Raw genomic sequence first — 16885 nt, forward strand, 5'->3', positions numbered from 1 at the left:
ACGGCTTCAGCGGCAGGAGTGGTGGGTGTCGCCGAGGTGCTCGCCGGTCTCCTCGTCGGGGAAGCTGACGGCCATGGTGACGCGGTACTCGAAGACGTCGTGGCGGTGGCCCGGCACCCGGGCCCAGGCGAGCGAGTGCACTTCGGCCTCGGGGGCCTGCCGGCACCAGGCGGCCGCCTCCTCCAGTGCGCGGGCGGCCGAACGCCCGGTGCACACCACGGCGGTGTAGGCGGCGACCGCGACGTCGCCGCCGGTGGTGCGGCCGCTGCGCGACACCGCCCGGACGGCGGCGGCGGCCTGGGTCAGGTCACGGGCCAGATCGTCCACCACCCGAGGGGGTGCCGGCAGGACCACCGCTCCCTCGACGACGGTCTCCGGCAGGTTGGCGCTCACGGTTTCGGCCTCCATCCGCATGGTCACGCGGCACAGCATGCCGGACGGGGTTTCCTGGCATGCCCACTTTCACCTGAACGTCATCCATCCAGGGGCGAGTTGGGGACGTCCCCTGGCGTCGGCCCGCCCGTCCTGCTAGGGAGTGCCCGGCGCGGCGGTGGACGTCCGGGCAGGTCAGACGGGTCGGCCACGGGCGCCGCCGGGGAGCCCGAAACGACGCCCACGCACCACCCCGTACCTCGAACCGCCGCTCCGACCGCCGGGGCGCCCGGACTTCTGGTGTTGGGATCCCGGCCAACTCCCTTACGCCGCCGGCGAGATGAGAAGGTCGTGAATACCATGGCAAGGTTTCGGCCCCGTCGGACCCCGGCTGAGCTGCCGTCTTGACCTCTCGGTGGGCCGCGGGCCACCTGCGGTCCATCCTGTCCCTGTCAGATCGTCGTGATACTAATCGTCCGGGCGGCGGGTGCCGCCGAGCGGTTGGCGGGCACGATGACGACGGGTCAACCGTTCCGGGAGGGTCCGGACGGCGACGGGGAGGGGCAGCAGATGGCGGCGAGGTTCGGCAACGCCAAGGGTGGGCGGAAGGTGCGGCTCGGCAAGCGGGTCACGGGGACGGCGGCGGCCTTCGCCGCGCTGGCCGCGCTGACCGGCTCTCAGGTGTCGGGCCTCGGCCTCGCACAGGTCGCGGCCGCCGACGCCGGCCCGGCGCAGGACGGCACCGCCGCGCAGAGCCCGGGCTCCTCCTCCACTCCGTTCGGCGGCCCCTCGACCGGCATCCCCGGCGTCCCCGGCACCGCGGCCGACGGCGGCAGCCCCGTCCAGCTGCCGCAGCCGCCCGGCACCCAGCCCGGCCTGCCCGCGGCCGGCCCGTTCGCCGCCACCGGCGCCTCGCTGCCCGCCACCGTCTTCGCCGCCTACCGCCAGGCGGAGGCCTCGCTGGCGCAGCGCTCGCCGGGCTGCCACCTGCCCTGGCAGCTGCTGGCGGCGATCGGTCAGGTCGAGTCCGGCCAGGCCGACGGCGGCCAGGTGGACGCCTCCGGGCGGACGCTCACCCCGATCCTCGGCCCGGTGCTCGACGGCAACGGCTTCGCCGCGATACCCGACACCGACGGCGGACGCTACGACGGCGACCCGCGCTGGGACCGCGCGGTCGGCCCGATGCAGTTCATCCCGTCGACGTGGGCCTCCTGGGGCGTGGACGCCACCGGCAAGGGCACGGCCGATCCGAACAACATCTTCGACGCGGCCGAGACCGCCGGCCGCTACCTGTGCGCGGGCGGCCGGGACCTCTCCGACCCGTCCCAGCTGGACCGGGCGATCCTCAGCTACAACGACTCGACCGAGTACCTGCGCACCGTCCGCAACTGGATGGCCCACTTCGGCAGCGGCCTGGTGACCACCGTCCCGGACCTCCCCGGCGTCCCGAGCGTGCCGAGCACCTCGCCCTCGCCGTTCCTCCAGCCGTCCGGCACGACGGCGGGCGCCTCGGGCGGCACCCCGACGGGCAACGACGGCACGGGCACCGGCCCGACGCCGACCACCCAGCCGACCGTGCCGCCGGTGACGCCGACCCAGTCGCCGACGCCGACGCCGTCCGCGCAGCCGACCACCACGCCGACGCCCACCGGCTCGCCCTCGTCCTCCGCGAGCCCGACGGCCACACCGACGACGACCCCGACCGGCACGCCGAGCGGCAGCGCGTCCCCGACGGCCACCCCCACCAGCACGCCGTCCGGCACCCCGACCGGCACGCCGACGTCCTGCCCGAGCCCGACCGCGACGCCCACCGACGCCGCCACGCCCACCGGCACGCCCACCGGCACGCCGTCCCCGACGGCCACCGCGACCGGCACCCCGGCACCGACGGGCACCCCGTCCGCCACGCCGACCGCTCCCGGCTGCCCGACGCCGACCCCGAGCGGCACCCCCGGCGCCACCCCGTCCGCCGGATCGAGCGCCACGCCCAGCGCCTCGCTGTCGCCCTCGCCCTCTCCCTCGGCGACCCTGAAGAAGTAGTCACCACCGCGCCGAAACCGCACCGAACCGCCGACGGCGGCAGAACGGCCCCACGGCCACCCTGCCGCCGTCGCGGCATCGGTCGACACCGATCCGGACTTCAGCGCCACCCGCGGCCGGATCAGCCCCGAAGCCGCCACCTGCCTACGCCGGGACACCGGCTACGAGCCCGTCCACGCCCTCGGCCGGGCCCGTGACCGGATGCATCGCGTGGCTGCGCGCCGGAAACGGCCGATGAAGCCCTCAGGCACGGTAAGCGCGCTTGGATCGGCGGCTCATCTCCGTATTCTGGAAGGCCACGCACTCCCAACGCCCTTCCCGGCGGTGCAGCGTGAAGGTCTGGAACTTGTCGAAGTCGATCCGGCCACCCTTGCCGATGCCGCCGACGGTGATCACCACCGCCGTGGACTCGTCCGGCATCCGCACGTCGATCGGCTTGACCGCCATGCGCGTGCCCTTCTGCCACCGGGTGAACACCTCATGATGCGTCTGCTCGATGGCGGCGCGCCCGAACACGGCATCCCCCATGAAGATCACGTATGAGGCATTCTCCGCGAACTGTGCCGCGTAGCCGGTCGCGTCCCCCGCGTCCCAGGCACACCGGATCCGTTCGAGGAACTCCTCGACCGTGTCCTTGCTCGTGGCGGTCATCGTCGTCTCCTGTCGTCGGGTGCCTCGCAGCAGCGCCGCAATCCGTTTCCACTGAAACTATTCCGACTGAAACGATCTCGCAAGGCCTCGCCCGTCACCGGATCGAACACAACCAGGCCGCAAAGGCCGATCACCACACCCGGGCGGGCCGCCCTTCGGGCTCGACGGCGACGTTGGCGTAGACGATGCCGAGCAGCCGGCGCAGCTCGGACCTGTCCTCGACCGTCAGCCCTGCGGTCAGCCGCCGCTCCGACGCGCCGGCGAGCCCGATCAGCTTCTCCAGTTCCACCCGGCCCTCCTCCCGCAGGCGGACCAGTTTCACCCGGGCGTCGGTCGGCGACTCGCGCCGCTCCACCAGGCCCCTCTCGATCAGCAGCGAGAGCAGCCCCACAAGACGGCTGGCCGGGATGCCCAGCGAGGAGGCGAGCTGCTGCTGCGCATGCTCCTCACCGTCACGCAGCCCGCGCAGCACGGCGAAGTGCCGCGGATGCAGATTCTCCGCGGCCAGGGCGGACTCGAACGCGAGAGCCGCCGCATTACCCACCGAAGCGATCACGAAGCCGAGTGGCTCGTCCGCCCCGGCGCTCCGCGTAGCAGGTCCTTTCCTCATCCGGGCAAGGTAGCAGCTGACCGTTCCCACCGAAACAGTCCTCCCTGGCCCTACGCCACCCCGGCCCTCAGCGTGATCGGGCAGGCTCGGTGTGCTGGCGTCGCCGCCGGTTTGTGAGTGTGATGGGGCGTGAGGATCCTTTCGCCGCGCCTCCGCGACGGCGCGCGAGAACTGCGCGGGAGATGAGACGGAGCGGGCTCAGCGTGGGGTGGTCGCCGGGACGTCGAAGTAGTGGCCCTGGCCGAGGTCGTCGATGAGGCCGGGCTGGACGGGCTTCCAGCCGAGGAGGTCGCGGGTCAGCGCGCTCGAGGACGGGTTGTCGGCTATGGCGGGGGCGCCGAGGAAGCCGAAGTGGGCGTCGGCCTGCGTCGACGGGATGCTGACCACGGGCAGGTTCATCTGGCGGCCGATGGCCTCGGCGATCTCCCGGAAGGGGATCCCCTGGTCGTCGACGGCGTGCAGCCGTGACCCGGGCGGCGCGGATTCCAGCGCCAGCCGGTACAGGTGTGCCGCGTCGAGCGTGTGCACGGCGGGCCAGCGGTTGGCCCCGTCGCCGATGTAGGCGGCGACGCCGTTAGCCCGGGCGATGGAGATCAGGGTCGGGATGAAGCCGTTGTGGTCGAGCGTGCTGTGCACGGTCGGCGCAAGCCGGATGACGGACGAGCGGATGCCGCGTTCCGCGAGTGCGACCGCTGCGTTCTCGGCGTCGATCCGCGGCCCTGCGTCGAGTGCCTCGGCTTCGGTGGCGGCGCCTTCCAGCCCCGCGAAGGCGAGCAGCATTGTTCCCGACGTGGTCACCAAGGGCTTGCCGGTGCCGGCGAGCGCGTCCCCGAGCGTCCGGATGGCGCGCAGATCCGCTGCGACCGCGCTGTCGAAGTCGCCGGCGAACATGGCGTCGTGCTTGAAGGCCAGGTGGATGACGCCGTCGGCCGCGGCGGCGGCCGCGGCGAGGCCGTCGAGATCGTCGAGGTCGCCTCGGTGCACCTCGGCACCGGCAGCCGTCAACGCGGCGGCGGACTTGTCCGAGCGGGCCAGGCCGACGACCTGGTGCCCCGCTTCGAGGAGTTCGGGGACGACGGCGGAGCCGAGGTGTCCGGAGGCTCCGGTGACGAATACACGCATGGTGTGCGCCTTCCTGCCGCGGGCTCCCACCTTGGGCGGGGCACCTGATGTCAGTCTGTGACATCACCGTAGCACCCATGACAGTCACTGTCATCGTTCTGATGTCAGCTTCTGTCGTCGTTGGGTAGGATCGGAGAATGAGCCGATGGAAACCCGACGCACGAGGCCGCCTGGAGAAGGCGGCGCTGGAGCTCTACAACCGCAAGGGTTTCGACGCCACCACCGTCACGGAGATCGCAGCCCGCGCAGGACTCACCGAGCGGACCTTCTACCGGCACTTCGCCGACAAACGGGAAGTCCTCTTCCCGGGCGACAACCCCCTCGCCGACATCCTCGCGGGCGCCGCCGCCACCGCCCCCGTCCCGCTCCCGCCGCTGGAGGTGATCGCCCACGCCCTGGCCCAAGCCGCCCCCGTCCTCGAGGAACGCGGAGACCTGGCACGGCAACGCCAGGTCGTCATCGCCGCCAACCCCGAACTCCAGGAACGCGAACTGGCCAAACTCGCCGCGCTGGTCTCCACACTCGCCCAGGCGCTGCGCGAACGCGGTCTGGAGACCACCGCCGCAGCGCTCGCGGCCGAAATCGGGATTGCCGTGTTCAAGGTCGCCTTCGAGCGCTGGGTCAACGACCCCGACCGGCACACCCTCGCCCACTGGGTTCGGGAAACCCTAGCCACCGCCAGGCATCTCACTGCACCTGCCGAACCTGTCGCCGCGACCGGCGACGTGACCTTCACGGGCCAGCGGGGACCGGCATGAGTGCGGTCGGCACCCTGACCGAGCGGCCCGCGGTGGCTCTGTTCACCGCTTGAGGCAGTTGGTCACGGCTCCGGGAGGCGCTGCAGCCGCGCCATGTCCGATGCGTCGCAGCCGTGGCTGTCCGGTCGGCTGACGCCGTCCCCGGTGGGCCGGATCGGGTCCGGCCCACCGACGGTTCAGTGAGCCCGGCGATCTTGCCCTGCCTACCGACCAGGCCGAGCGTCTCGCCGCCGGCCGCCGCCAACGGCGCATCGCCGCCGCCCCCGAGCCCCTTCGGCCCGCCGTCGCCGTGTTCGACGCCTCACGAATGAGAGCCCAGGACCGGGCCCGCCGTGCCGGCAACCCGCCCTGCAGCCACCACACCCTGGAAACCGCCCTCGCCACCATGCGCGACCTGGCCTTCTTCCTCACTGCCTCCCGGGGCAAGAGTGACTGGGCCCTGGTCGAGGTCCGCGACATCGAAGCGTTCCTGACCACTCTGCCCAGGGCCCGCGAGAGGCGGCTGACGACACAGTGTCCGCCGGTGCGGATCTCGGGCCCGGGACCGGCAGCCGACTTGGCGTTCCGCCCCCAGACGATGTCCTCATCGACCGTCCACTCCACGTGGCACTCGCAATCACACCCGGGCCGCCGACGGCCGCTCCGGCGCGGTGCTGGAGGCTTGCAGGGCCTCGGCCGTCGCGGTCCGCCGACAGCCCGCCGCCTGGCTAGGAGCGTGTCTCAGTAACCGGCAACCCGCGCGCGCCTTGTGATCATTCATGCGGGAGATCCCGATATGCGTGATGGGGACGGGCCGTTCGAGCTGGTTGTCACGCTGTGGAACAGCCTGATCGAACAGGGCCCTGCCCTCGACCGCCCCTGCCATAGTGGGCACATGAATTTGATCAAATATGGCCACGCCTGTGTGCGCCTGGAGGCCGACGACCGGGTGCTGGTGATCGACCCGGGGACGTTCTCGGAGGCCGACGCGCTCGACGGGGTCGACGAGGTGCTGGTGACGCACGAGCACCCCGACCACCTCGACATCGCCAAGCTCGTGGCGGCGAGTCAGCGCAACTCCGCGTTCCGGGTGTACCTGCCGTCGGCAGCGATCGAGTCGGCCCCCGAGCTGGGCGGCACGGCGGTCGCCGTCGAGGCGGGGCAGCGGTTCACGGCGGCCGGGTTCGCCGTCGACGTCGTGGGCGGGGCACACGCCGAGATCTACGACGGCCTGCCCGGCTGTGCCAACGTCGGTTTCGTCGTCGACGGCATGGTCTACCACCCGGGCGACTCGCTGTTCGTCCCGCCGTCGCCGGTGGAGACGCTGCTCGTACCGGCTGCCGCGCCCTGGCTCAAGCTCTCCGAGGCGCTGGACTTCGTGCGGGCGGTGCGGCCGAAGCGGGCGTTCCCGATCCACGACGCCACGCTCAACGAGCTCGGCCAGGAGTACTTCGACGGCTGGTTGGACTTCAAGGGCGGCACCGAGTACGCGCGCATCCCGGTCGGGGAGTCCGTGGCAATCCGCTAGGAGCGTGTCTCAACAACCGCCAACCCCCGTGTCTCGTGATCTTTCGTGCGGGATGATCCCGGTATGCGTGGTGAGGATGGGCTGTTCGAGGTCGAGCCGGTCGAGGCGAAGCGGCCGCAGCGCCGTCCTGCGGCGGTGGACAAGACCTTCCGGGCATTCGACCCGCATCAGGTCCTGCTGTTGCCACCGTCGCTGGACGACTGGCTGCCGGAGGGCCACCTCGCCCGGTTCGTCGCGGACCTGGTCGACGAGGTGCTGGACCTGGGTCCGGTTCTCGCTGACTACACCGAGAAAAGCGGCTACCCGCCCTACAATCCGAGGCTGATGGTGCGCCTGCTGATCTACGGCTACACCACCGGCGTCCGCTCCTCCCGGGTGATCGAGCGCAGGTGCGTCGACGACGTCGCGTTCCGGGGCCTGGCCGCCGGCCAGGCCCCGGACTTCCGCTCGATCGCCCGGTTCCGCCGCCGCCACCTTCACGCGCTCGCGGACCTGTTCACTCAATCCCTGCACCTCGCCATGAGGCTCGGCATGGTCAAGATGGGCCGCGTCGCCCTGGACGGCACCAAGCTCGAAGCCAACGCCTCCAAACACAAGGCGATGAGCTGCGTCCGGCGTGGGCTTCGGCCTGTCGGGTGCGCTGTCCACCGGTGACGGGGGCGTGTTCCTGCGGCTGACCGGCGCGGCGCTGGCCTTCGCGCCGGCCCTGTGGGTGACGGTGGGTTTCGCCGCCGCCGTCTACGGCTGGCTGCCCAGGGCGATGCCGTTGGCCGGGATCGTCCCGGGGTACGCGTTCGTGATCGGCTACCTGGGCCCGCTGCTGAAGTTCCCCGCGGGCCTGGACCGGTTCTCGCCGTTCGGCCAGGTGCCCCGGATCCCGGCGGCCCGGATGGACTGGACGCCGCTCGCCGTGCTGACCCTGGTCGCGGCGGCGCTGATCGCGCTGGCCCTGGCCGGGTTCCGGCGCCGGGACGTCGAGTAGTGTCGCGGCGCCGGGCCCGGGCACGGCCGCCGGGACGCGGGTCAGAGGTGCTTGAGCAGTTCCGGCATCAGGTCCTGGAAGGTGCGCCCGCTGGCCGGCTGGCCGATCGCGGCCATCTGCCAACCGCCGGGCGTGCGCTGCACCTTGGCCATGATCTGGGCGGTGTACGGGCCGCCGCCGGTGAGGGTGTAGCGGGCCAGTTCGGTGCCGGTGGTCTCGTCCACCAGCCGACAGAAGGCGGCCTCGACCTCCTGGAAGGTCTGTCCGGTGAAGGAGTTGACCGTGAACAGGATCTGGTCGACCTCGGCGCCCACCCTGGTCAGGTCGACCGTGATCGACTCGTCGTCGGTCGCGTCGCCCGCGCCGCCGACCAGGTTGTCCCCACTGTGCCGGACCGAGCCGTCGTCGCTGGTGAGGTGCTGGAACCAGACCACGTCGACGGACCTCCCCCGGGAGAACAGCACCGCCGAGGCGTCCAGGTCGATCTCCCGGCCGGCGGACAGCAGCTTGGCCAGGAAGCCCTTGCGCTGCACGGCCTTCCAGCCCAGGCCCATCCGGACCAGGCTCAACTGCCCACCGTCCGGCTTCTCCAGGCTGATCTTCTGCCCCTTGGCCAGCGAAACGGTCATCGTGCCCTCCTGGTTCCTGCCGCCGTCCGTGCCGCGAACCTATCGCACGCAGGAAAACCTATGATCATCGGACAGCGACTCGGAGGACCCCTACCCAGCGGTCCCCCGGGCCTCACTTCCGGCCGTGCTCCGCACCCTGACCGATTCGCCGGCCGCAGGTGGATCAGGCGTCGCCGTCCAGCAGGTGCTGGCGCACCTCCTGGAAGGTCCAGGCCCCGCCGGCCGGCCGGGAGAACACCCAGACCAGGTCGAACCGGTCCGGCCAGCTGGTCGGCACCCCGCTGCCGGCGGCGCCGAGCGCCTCGACGATCCGCGGGATCCGGGAGTGCTCCCAGCAGATCAGCACCGGCTGCGTCCCGGCGAGCGCGGCGCCGGCCAGTTCGGACTCCTGGGACTCCGCGTAGGTGGTGTCCACGGTCAGCCCGAGCTTGGCTGCCAGCGGGGTGACGGTCTGGCGCATCCGGTGCGCCCCGGCCATCGGGCCCTGGTCGGTGGCGGCGTAGATCCGGGCCGGGGTGCGCAGTCCAGCCGCGGGCGGGGCGAACAGGGTGGGCAGCGCCTTGGCCCGGTCCCAGCCGCGCTGGGTGAGGGACTTGTCGTCGTGCTTGCCGTTCTCGTCCAGGCCGGGCTGGCTGCCGTCGGGCTTCTCGCCGTGCCGGATGATCATCACGAAGGCCGCGCCGCCCGGGTCGCTGGCCTTGGCCGCCGGGCCGCTCCGGTCCTTCTTCTGGCCCGAGGAGCAGCCGGCCAGCACCAGCGGGGCGACGGCCATCAGGCCGGTGAGCAGCGAGCGGCGGGTGGGTCGGGACATCACTCGGCACTCCGCTCCAGTCGCACCAGCGCGTCGACCGCGACGCCCGTCAGGCCGCCCTTGTGTCCGGGCTCGCCGACCGTACGGTGGACGCGTTCGGCCCGGACGGTGCGCAGGCCGTACTCGGCGAGGTCGGCGAGGACGTCCTCGGGGGTGAACAGCACGGCCGGGTCCTGCGGGCCGCCGACGCCGTCGGTGAGGTTGGTCAGGTCGTGCCCGATGACCAGCAGGGTGCCCCCGGGAGCGAGCGCGTCGGCGGCGCGGTGCAGCGCGGCCCGGCGGTCCTCGGCGGGGAGCTGGAGGTAGGCGACCAGGACGAGGTCGTAGGCGGCGGGGTCCTCGTCGGTGCGGGCGTCGCCGTGCCGCCAGGTCAGGCGGTCGGCGACCTCGTCGGGCAGTTCGGCGGTGAGCCGTTCGGCGCGTTCCAGGGCAACGGCGGAGAAGTCGAGGCCGGTGACCTCCCAGCCCTGGGTGGCCAGCCAGATGGCGTTGCGTCCCTCTCCGGCGCCCAGGTCGAGGGCGCGGCCGGGGGTGCTGCCGGTCAGTTCGCGGACCACCCACCGGTTGGGCGCGGCGCCCCACACCAGTTCGCTCGCGGCGTAGCGGTCGTCCCAGCCCTGACTGTCCATGCGCTCCTCCGTTCGGCGGGCCCGTTCCGTCCCGTTCAACCTACCGGCCCGCCTCCCTCCCCCGCCCGGGGTCGTCCAGAGGGTGGACACCGTGCACCGGTGGCCCCCGTCCGGGACCACCGGTGCACGGCGTCGACCGGTCCCGGCTCAGCTCTTGAGGTTGAGCGAGGGGAAGAGGTCCACGAAGGGCTGGGTGGTGACCGAGACGCTCCGGGCGAACGGATCGTCGAAGTCCCAGATCATGAACAGCAGGAAGGCGATCAGCACGCTGAAGCAGCCCGCCAGGATCAGCTCCCTCGGCGTGCGCCTGATCTGCAGCGCGAACAGCATCCCGATGGTGACCACCGCCCCGCCGATCAGGCCGAACCAGACCACGCCCGGCATGGTCGGCCCGGCGCTCTGACCGCGCTGGTTGCGGGCGTCGGAGGCCTGGCCGATCCGGTCCATGATCGGCTGGTAGGCCTGGGACTCCAGGTCCGAGGCCGGCGCCCGGGTGGCCACCTCGTTCTGGACCTTGTCCAGCAACTGGTTGCCCTGGTCGGTGATCTCGCCGTTCTTGGACATGTGGTCCCACTCGACGTTCACCACATACGTGACGTAGGCGTCGATGTCGGCGCGGACCTGGTCGCGGAACTCGGCCGGGTAGACCACCATCCGGTCGCTCACCTCCCGCAGCGACTGCGCCTCGCGGAACAGGTCGTCCTGGGCGGCACCACGCGCCTCCCAGACACCCGCGATGGCGAGACCGAGGACGATCGCGTAGACCACGCCGATCATCATCGTGATGTACTCGATGACGTCGGGCGTCTCGTCGACGTTCTCCTCGACGCCCGCGCGGCGCCTCAGCACCACCACCGCCACCACAACGGCACAGGCCGCCGCCATGGCGATGACCAGCGCCACCCACTCGGACATGGGAACTCCCTTCTCTGGCTTGGCTTGTGACGTGAACGGGGAAGTAGGGGGCTCGACGGGCTCGTCGAGCCCCGGAGTCATCGGGAACCCGAGGTCCCCGGTCGGCCGGAGCCGGTTGCCATCCGGCCGGAGCCGGTTGCCGTCAGGACCCGGAGCGGCCGCGGCCTCGGCCACGACCCGGGCGCAGCGCGGCCGCCGCGAGGATGCCGGGGACGAAGATCAGCAGCATCGTGGTGGTCGTCGAGGCACCGTGGTGGTGCTGGGCGACGGGCAGCGGTTGGGAGGCCCGCACCTTGAACACCGGGTGCGCCGGGGGCGTCGGCCACAGCGGGCTCGGCCGGACCGGACTCGGCGCCGCGGGGCTGGGGTCCGCCACGGTGGGGGCCGCCACGGTGGGGGCCGCGGGTGCGGGGGCTGCGGTCGCAGGCGCGGCGGGAGGCGCCGGGGGCGGCGCGGCCGGCCCGGGAGCGGGCGCCGGGGGCGAGGGCGCCGGAGGCGTGGGCGGCGGGGTCGGGCTGGGGGGTGGTGCGCTCGGCGACGGCGTCGGGGTGGGAGTAGGCGTGTGGGTCGGGGTCGGGGTCGGTGTCGGGGTGGGGCTCGGGCAGGGGTGCGGGTGGTGATGGTGGTGATGCCCCTCGTGCCCATCGTGGTCACCATCACCGTCGTGGTCACCGTGCCCACGGTCACCGTCGTGCCCTCCATGCCCTCCGTGGTGGCGGCCGACGTCGGGGGCGACGGTGACGTCGACCTGGACGTCCACGTCCACGTCCACTCCGACGTCGACGCTCCCGCCCGGGCCCACCGAGGTCGACACGTCGGTGTCGCTGCACACGCAGATGTCCACGGCCGAGCCGTGCGGGTGCCCGCCGGGGCGCTCGGCGCCCGAGGCGGTGGCACCGCCGACCAGTGCGCACATCGCCACCACGCCGACCGCCGCACCGATCAGCCGCACCCGCCGTCCGGGTGCGGCGAACCCGCCGTGTTGCGGTATCCGCCGGAAACGCCGACGCTGCGGCATGGGCTCCACACACCTCTCGGGTCGCCTGGGGAGGACGGAACGGAACGGACTCGGGCTGATCAGCCGACGGGAACGGGCGCCATCCGTCGGATCCGGACCGATGCCGGCACCGGGACCGATCGGGCACGACCAGGCGCGTTCGGACGCGGTCAGGCGGACGGCCCACCTCGAGGGCGGGCCGTCCGTCGTCATGTGAAACGATCTTCGCGCCCTCCGGTTACGGCCTGCGCCGGCTGCTCTCCGGGCTCAGCGGCGGCGGTGCGCGATCTCGACGTTCTCGAGCACGCCGACCGCGTCCGGCACCAGGATCGCGCACGAGTAGTAGGCGCTGACCAGGTAGGAGATGATCGCCTTCTCGTCGATCCCCATGAACCGGACCGAGAGCGAGGGCTGGTACTCGTCCGGGAGGCCGGTCTGGTGCAGGCCGATGACGCCCTGGTTGTCCTCGCCGGTACGGATCACCAGGATGGAGCTGGTGTTCTCCTTGGTGATCGGGATCTTGCTGCACGGCAGGATCGGCACCCCGCGCCACGCCGGCACCTGCTGCCCGCCGAGGTCGACGTGGTGCGGGTAGATGCCCCGGGCGTTGAACTCCCGGCCGATCGCGGCGATGGTGCGCGGGTGGGCCAGCAGGTAGTCGGGGTCGCGGCGGCGGTTGAGCAGCTCGTCCAGGTCGTCCGGGGTGGGCGGGCCGGAGTGGGTCTGGATCCGCTGGTCGAAGTCGGCGTTGTGGAGCAGGCCGAACTCCGGGTTGTTGATCATCTCGTGCTCCTGGCGCTCGCGCAGGGCCTCGATGGTCAGCCGGAGCTGGTGCTCGATCTGGTTCATCGGCTGGTTGTACAGGTCCGCGACGCGGCTGTGGACCTTGAGGATGGTCTGCGCGACGCTCAGCTCGTACTCACGCGGCTTGAGCTCGTAGTCCACGAAGGCGCCGGGGAGTTCGTACTCGCCGTGGTGGCCGGCCGACATGGCGATCTCGGCCTCGCCGCGCTCGTTCTGGGCCTGCAGCGGCAGGGCGAGGAACGACTCCAGGTGCTCCTGGAGGGTCGGCGCGTTGTCCCGGATGCGGGCGAAGTCCTCCCGGCTCAGGGTGAGTGCGACACCGGAGGTGGCGGTCTTCGCGGTGTACTCCCAGACGGCGTCCGGGTTCAGCAGCGAGTCGTCGCCGAAGCGGTCGCCGTCACCGGCCACGCCGACCACGGTCTCGTCGCCGTACTTGCCGGTGCCGATCTTGTTGATCTTGCCGTGCGCGATCAGGAAGATCCGGTCGGCCGCCTCGCCCTGGGTGGCGAGCACCTCACCGGGGCCGAAGTCGCGCTGCTGGCAGCGGTCCGCGAGGGCGGTCAGCACCTCCTCGTCCTCGTAGCCGCGCAGCAGGGCGAGTTCGCCCAGCTCCGCCGGGATCACCCGGACCTGGGAGCCGGTCTTGATGAACTCCACCACGCCGTTGCCGACGGTGTAGGTGAGCCGTCGGTTCACCCGGTACGCGCCACCGTGGGCCTCGACCCACGGGAGCACCTTGAGCAGCCAGCGGGAGGTGATCTCCTGCATCTGCGGTGCGGACTTGGTCGTGGTGGCAAGATTGCGGGCAGCTGCCGTCGCGAGGCTCTGCTGCCGGTCCTGCTGTGTCTCCGGGCTCGTGTCCACGGGCATCGGCAGGGGTCTCCATTCGTGTGGTCGGATCACGCGGTCAGGGCCGTACCGCTGCGCCCTGGGCGCTAGCCGCGACGGATCATCAGATCCGCTTGCTGATGGGGAAGTTGGCGACTGTCGGAAGCTCGACCGGCATCACCCGGCGGCCCATCCGGAACCCTAGATCACCAGAACCCGACCAACCCCGTACGGTGGCCGACTACCCCCCGATAGGGTGAATCTCCCGCCATCCGTCCCCATCTGCGCCCATCCGCCCCACCCACCACCGGAACACCCGTTCGCGCCCGCGATTCCCGCCCCCGCAACGGCCTTCCGGGCCCCGCCCGGACCGGTCCGGCAGCTGCCACAGCGACCGCCGACCGTCAAGCCGGCACACCGGTCAGGCGACCTCCATCCCGTGCCGCACCCGGTCGAAACGACCCGCCGCCAGGTCCTGGTCGGTGATCCAGACCGAGACGTTGACCAACTCGCCCCAGGACGCGCCCGCCGCCGACCCCTCGACCTGCAGCAGCGGGCGGTGCCCCGCCGGGCGCGTGGTGTTGTGGCTGTCGCACCAGCCGAGGACCCTGATCCCGGGCGTGCCGAGCTGCTCGCCGAACTCGTCCGAGACGCCCATGGCGGTCAGGAAGTCGCCCGGGCAGAGCTCCACCAGCTCGTCGTCGAGGTAGGACGGCGCCGACAGTGCCCAGCGTGCCCGGACCGTCCGCCCGGCCAGCGGCTCCACCCCGTCCGGGTCCGGCGGGGCCGGGCGCTCGGGCGCCCCCGCCGGGACGTGCAGCACCCGGCAGCTCTCGCCGTCGAGGTCGGCGGGCATCGGGTCGTGGAAGAACAGCAGCAGACCGTCGGCCGGCAGCGGCCAGCGCCCGCCGTTGCCCGCCCGGAAGGCCTCCGCCATCCCCGCGCAGTCGAGTTGGGCGAGCAGCTCCATCGGATGCCCGTCGCCTTGGGGCCAGTCGATCCCCTCGGGCAGGGCGGCCGACCCGCCGGTCCGCCCGACCGGCGTCCAGCCGACGGCGTCCTCGGCGACGTCCGGGCTGAGCTCCAGGGAGGCGCGCAGCAATCCGCCGACCCGTGCGGCACCCTCCGTGCCCACCCGGCCGACGAGGGCGGTGTGGAGCCGGTACGGCATCGGCAGGCCGGGCAGCCGGTCGTCAACGGGGCTGGCGGGGTCGTTCGGCGTCCAGGCGGGGTCGTTCGGCATCCGTGCGTCCATGGCCCGATCCTGTCACTCGTCTCTGACTGTCACGGAAGCCCCGTCAGGTGCCGGTACGGGGGTGGCCGGCACCTGGCGGGTGCACGGGGGTGGGTGTGACGGTGGGGCCGGATTAAGGGTCAGCCGCAGGCGATCTGGGTGTCGGGGATGGGCTGTCGGCCTTGGGCGGGTGCGGCGGACAGGAGCGGACCGGCGGCGAGGGCCGGGCACGCGGCGAGCACGGCCCGGCGCGGATGTGTTCTGCGCATGCCCATGGAGCGTAGGGGGTGTTAGCGCTTCGGTGACCGTGCTCGGCCCGAAGCCGTACCGACGCAGGGGGCGGCGGGTGGACGCCGGGGACCGACCGGCCGGGGTCCGGCCCGGCGGAACCTCCGGTGGCCTGTCCTTCGCCGCTCGCGCTCCCGCGGCGTCCGGAACGGCCCGGGGTGCCTCAGGCCGGCGGCGGCAGGATGTCGCAGAGTGCCCGGAGGGCCGCCGGGTAGGCGTGGTCGGGCGGCGTGGCGTAGCCGACCACCAGGCCGTCGACGGCGGGCATCGCCGCCGGGGCGATCGCCGGGTGCCGGTAGTCGGCGAGTCCTTCGACGGCCAGGCCCCGGTAGGCGGCGGCCTTGAGGATCGAGCGCTCGGTGCCGGGGGCGAGCCGCAGCACGGCGTGCAGGCCTGCGGCGATGCCGGACACCTCGATGTGCGGGGCGTTCGCGGCCAGCGCGGCCACCAGCTGGTCCCGGCGGTCCCGGTAGCGGCGCCGCATCCGGCGCAGGTGCCGGTCGTAGCCACCGGAGTCGATGAACTCGGCGAGGGTCAGCTGGTCCAGCGCGCTGGCCCAGGCCTCGCGTTCGCCCTTGGCCGCGAGCACCCGGTCGACCAGGTGGTCCGGCAGGACCATCCAGCCCAGGCGCAGCGCGGGGGTGAGGCTCTTGCTGGTGCTGCCGAGGTAGACGACCCGGTCGGGGTCGAGCCCCTGGACGGCGCCGACCGGTTGGCGGTCGTAGCGGAACTCCCCGTCGTAGTCGTCCTCGAGGAGGAGGCCGCCGCGCCGGCGTGCCCAGTCGACCACGGCGGCGCGGCGCCCGGAGTGCAGCGGGCCGCCGGTCGGGAACTGGTGGGCGGGGGTGAGCAGTACCGTTCGGATGTCCGGGTGCTGGGGCAACTCGTCGACACGGGCGCCCTGTTCGTCGATCGGCAGCGGCGTGGTGGTGACTCCGGTGGCGGCCAGCAGGGCGCGGTGGAAGCCGAGTCCGTAGGCCTCGACGGCCAGGGGCCCGTGCTCGGCGGGCGGCAGGACGGGCGTGGCGCCGTCGAAGAGCAGTCGCAGGGCGTGGGCGAAGCCGGAGCAGACCACGATCCGGTCGGGGTCGGTGCGCACTCCGCGGGCGCGGGCGAGGTAGTCGGCGAGGACGGTGCGCAGTTCGCGCCGGCCCTGTGGATCGCCGGGCCCGAAGGCCTCGTTGGGCGCGGCGGTGAGGGCGCGGCGGGCGGCGGCGAGCCAGGCGGTGCGGGGGAAGGAGGCGGCGTCGGGCTGGCCCTGGCGCAGGTCGTGCGCGGGTCCGGGCCGGCGGGCCGGGCGGCGGGCCCGATCGGGCCGGACGGGTGCGGCGCGTTCGGCGACGGTGGTGCCGGAGCCCTGGCGGGCGGTGAGCCAGCCTTCGGCGACGAGTTCGGCGTAGGCCTCGGCGGCGGTGTTGCGGGCCAGGCCGAGGTCGGCGGCGAGGGCCCGGTAGGGCGGCAGCCGGGTGCCGGGGGCCAGCCGACCGCTGCGGATCGCCTCGCGCAGTGCGGCCATCAGCGCGGAGCGGCGGCCGCCGGTGGCGGGCAGGTCGAGGTGCAGGTCGTTGCCGGTCGGGTGGGCCGGCCCGGTGGGGTGCGCGCCCGGCGATTCCGTCATTGGTAGTTGGAGGCGCGGTGCCCTGCCGGGCCCGGTTCCTCCGTCCCCTTTCAATCCGTGCGTGCGGTTTTCCCGCACACGGCTTACCGA

At 72.7% G+C, this 16885-nt stretch carries 16 protein-coding genes and 2 pseudogenes; 5 read left to right on the forward strand and 13 right to left on the reverse strand.

Going from position 1 to position 16885, the window contains the following annotated elements; translation table 11 throughout:
* Window positions 1–6: 6 nt before the first annotated feature.
* A complete protein-coding gene (locus ACWCYO_RS26030; RefSeq protein ID WP_270149863.1) occupies window positions 7–420 on the reverse strand; it encodes a hypothetical protein in 414 nt (137 codons plus the stop codon).
* A 522-nt stretch (window positions 421–942) separates the two neighbouring features.
* Here ACWCYO_RS26030 and ACWCYO_RS26035 point away from each other — a divergent pair.
* Window positions 943–2412, forward strand: a complete 1470-nt coding sequence (locus tag ACWCYO_RS26035; protein WP_449785545.1) for a hypothetical protein — start codon at window positions 943–945, stop codon at window positions 2410–2412.
* Window positions 2413–2655: 243 nt separating this feature from the next.
* On the opposite strand, the gene ACWCYO_RS26040 is transcribed toward ACWCYO_RS26035, so the two are convergent.
* The 3 genes from ACWCYO_RS26040 to ACWCYO_RS26050 form a co-directional block, all read right to left on the reverse strand.
* Complete coding sequence (locus tag ACWCYO_RS26040) at window positions 2656–3063, reverse strand: SgcJ/EcaC family oxidoreductase (RefSeq protein ID WP_270149860.1); 408 nt, start codon at window positions 3061–3063, stop codon at window positions 2656–2658.
* A gap of 130 nt (window positions 3064–3193) precedes the next feature.
* On the reverse strand, window positions 3194–3619 hold the full coding sequence (locus ACWCYO_RS26045) for a MarR family winged helix-turn-helix transcriptional regulator (protein WP_270149858.1): 426 nt from the start codon (window positions 3617–3619) through the stop codon (window positions 3194–3196).
* Window positions 3620–3871: 252 nt separating this feature from the next.
* Window positions 3872–4795 carry an SDR family oxidoreductase gene (locus tag ACWCYO_RS26050; RefSeq protein WP_449785546.1) on the reverse strand — a complete coding sequence of 308 codons (924 nt, stop codon included), beginning with the start codon at window positions 4793–4795 and terminating at the stop codon, window positions 3872–3874.
* A 137-nt stretch (window positions 4796–4932) separates the two neighbouring features.
* Between ACWCYO_RS26050 and ACWCYO_RS26055 the strand changes: the two genes are divergently transcribed.
* The 4 genes and pseudogenes from ACWCYO_RS26055 to ACWCYO_RS26070 form a co-directional block, all read left to right on the forward strand.
* Window positions 4933–5553, forward strand: coding sequence for a TetR family transcriptional regulator (locus ACWCYO_RS26055; RefSeq protein ID WP_449785547.1), 621 nt, complete (start codon window positions 4933–4935; stop codon window positions 5551–5553).
* 874 nt (window positions 5554–6427) lie between these two features.
* Window positions 6428–7060, forward strand: a complete 633-nt coding sequence (locus tag ACWCYO_RS26060; protein WP_270149854.1) for an MBL fold metallo-hydrolase — start codon at window positions 6428–6430, stop codon at window positions 7058–7060.
* A 135-nt stretch (window positions 7061–7195) separates the two neighbouring features.
* Window positions 7196–7666 (forward strand): annotated as a pseudogene (locus tag ACWCYO_RS26065) (transposase); the annotation flags it as partial.
* Window positions 7667–7670: 4 nt separating this feature from the next.
* Window positions 7671–8042 (forward strand): annotated as a pseudogene (locus tag ACWCYO_RS26070) (ABC transporter permease); the annotation flags it as partial.
* 41 nt (window positions 8043–8083) lie between these two features.
* Here the strand turns inward: ACWCYO_RS26070 and ACWCYO_RS26075 are convergent.
* From ACWCYO_RS26075 to pdxR, 9 genes are all read right to left on the reverse strand, one after another.
* Complete coding sequence (locus ACWCYO_RS26075) at window positions 8084–8671, reverse strand: TerD family protein (RefSeq protein ID WP_270149853.1); 588 nt, start codon at window positions 8669–8671, stop codon at window positions 8084–8086.
* Window positions 8672–8834: 163 nt separating this feature from the next.
* Window positions 8835–9482 carry a hypothetical protein gene (locus ACWCYO_RS26080; protein WP_449785548.1) on the reverse strand — a complete coding sequence of 216 codons (648 nt, stop codon included), beginning with the start codon at window positions 9480–9482 and terminating at the stop codon, window positions 8835–8837.
* Entirely contained in the window at window positions 9482–10111 is a 630-nt protein-coding gene (locus ACWCYO_RS26085) for a class I SAM-dependent methyltransferase (protein WP_270149850.1), read from the reverse strand. Before ACWCYO_RS26085 ends, ACWCYO_RS26080 begins: the two co-directional genes overlap by 1 nt.
* 147 nt (window positions 10112–10258) lie before the next feature.
* The gene (locus tag ACWCYO_RS26090) at window positions 10259–11026 is read right to left on the reverse strand and encodes a bestrophin-like domain (protein WP_449785549.1); all 768 of its coding nucleotides are present in this window, start codon (window positions 11024–11026) and stop codon (window positions 10259–10261) included.
* Between the two features lie 142 nt (window positions 11027–11168).
* Window positions 11169–12044, reverse strand: coding sequence for a hypothetical protein (locus tag ACWCYO_RS26095; protein ID WP_449785550.1), 876 nt, complete (start codon window positions 12042–12044; stop codon window positions 11169–11171).
* Between the two features lie 246 nt (window positions 12045–12290).
* Window positions 12291–13697 (reverse strand): family 2B encapsulin nanocompartment shell protein, encoded by a 1407-nt coding sequence (locus ACWCYO_RS26100; RefSeq protein ID WP_449785551.1) that lies wholly within the window; start codon window positions 13695–13697, stop codon window positions 12291–12293.
* A gap of 379 nt (window positions 13698–14076) precedes the next feature.
* Entirely contained in the window at window positions 14077–14910 is an 834-nt protein-coding gene (locus ACWCYO_RS26105; RefSeq protein WP_270149845.1) for a DUF1963 domain-containing protein, read from the reverse strand.
* A 119-nt stretch (window positions 14911–15029) separates the two neighbouring features.
* Complete coding sequence (locus ACWCYO_RS26110; protein WP_270149844.1) at window positions 15030–15158, reverse strand: hypothetical protein; 129 nt, start codon at window positions 15156–15158, stop codon at window positions 15030–15032.
* 182 nt (window positions 15159–15340) lie between these two features.
* Window positions 15341–16795 (reverse strand): MocR-like pyridoxine biosynthesis transcription factor PdxR, encoded by a 1455-nt coding sequence (gene pdxR / locus ACWCYO_RS26115; RefSeq protein ID WP_270149843.1) that lies wholly within the window; start codon window positions 16793–16795, stop codon window positions 15341–15343.
* Between the last annotated feature and the right edge of the window lie 90 nt (window positions 16796–16885).

This window comes from Kitasatospora sp. NPDC001683 (assembly GCF_053596495.1).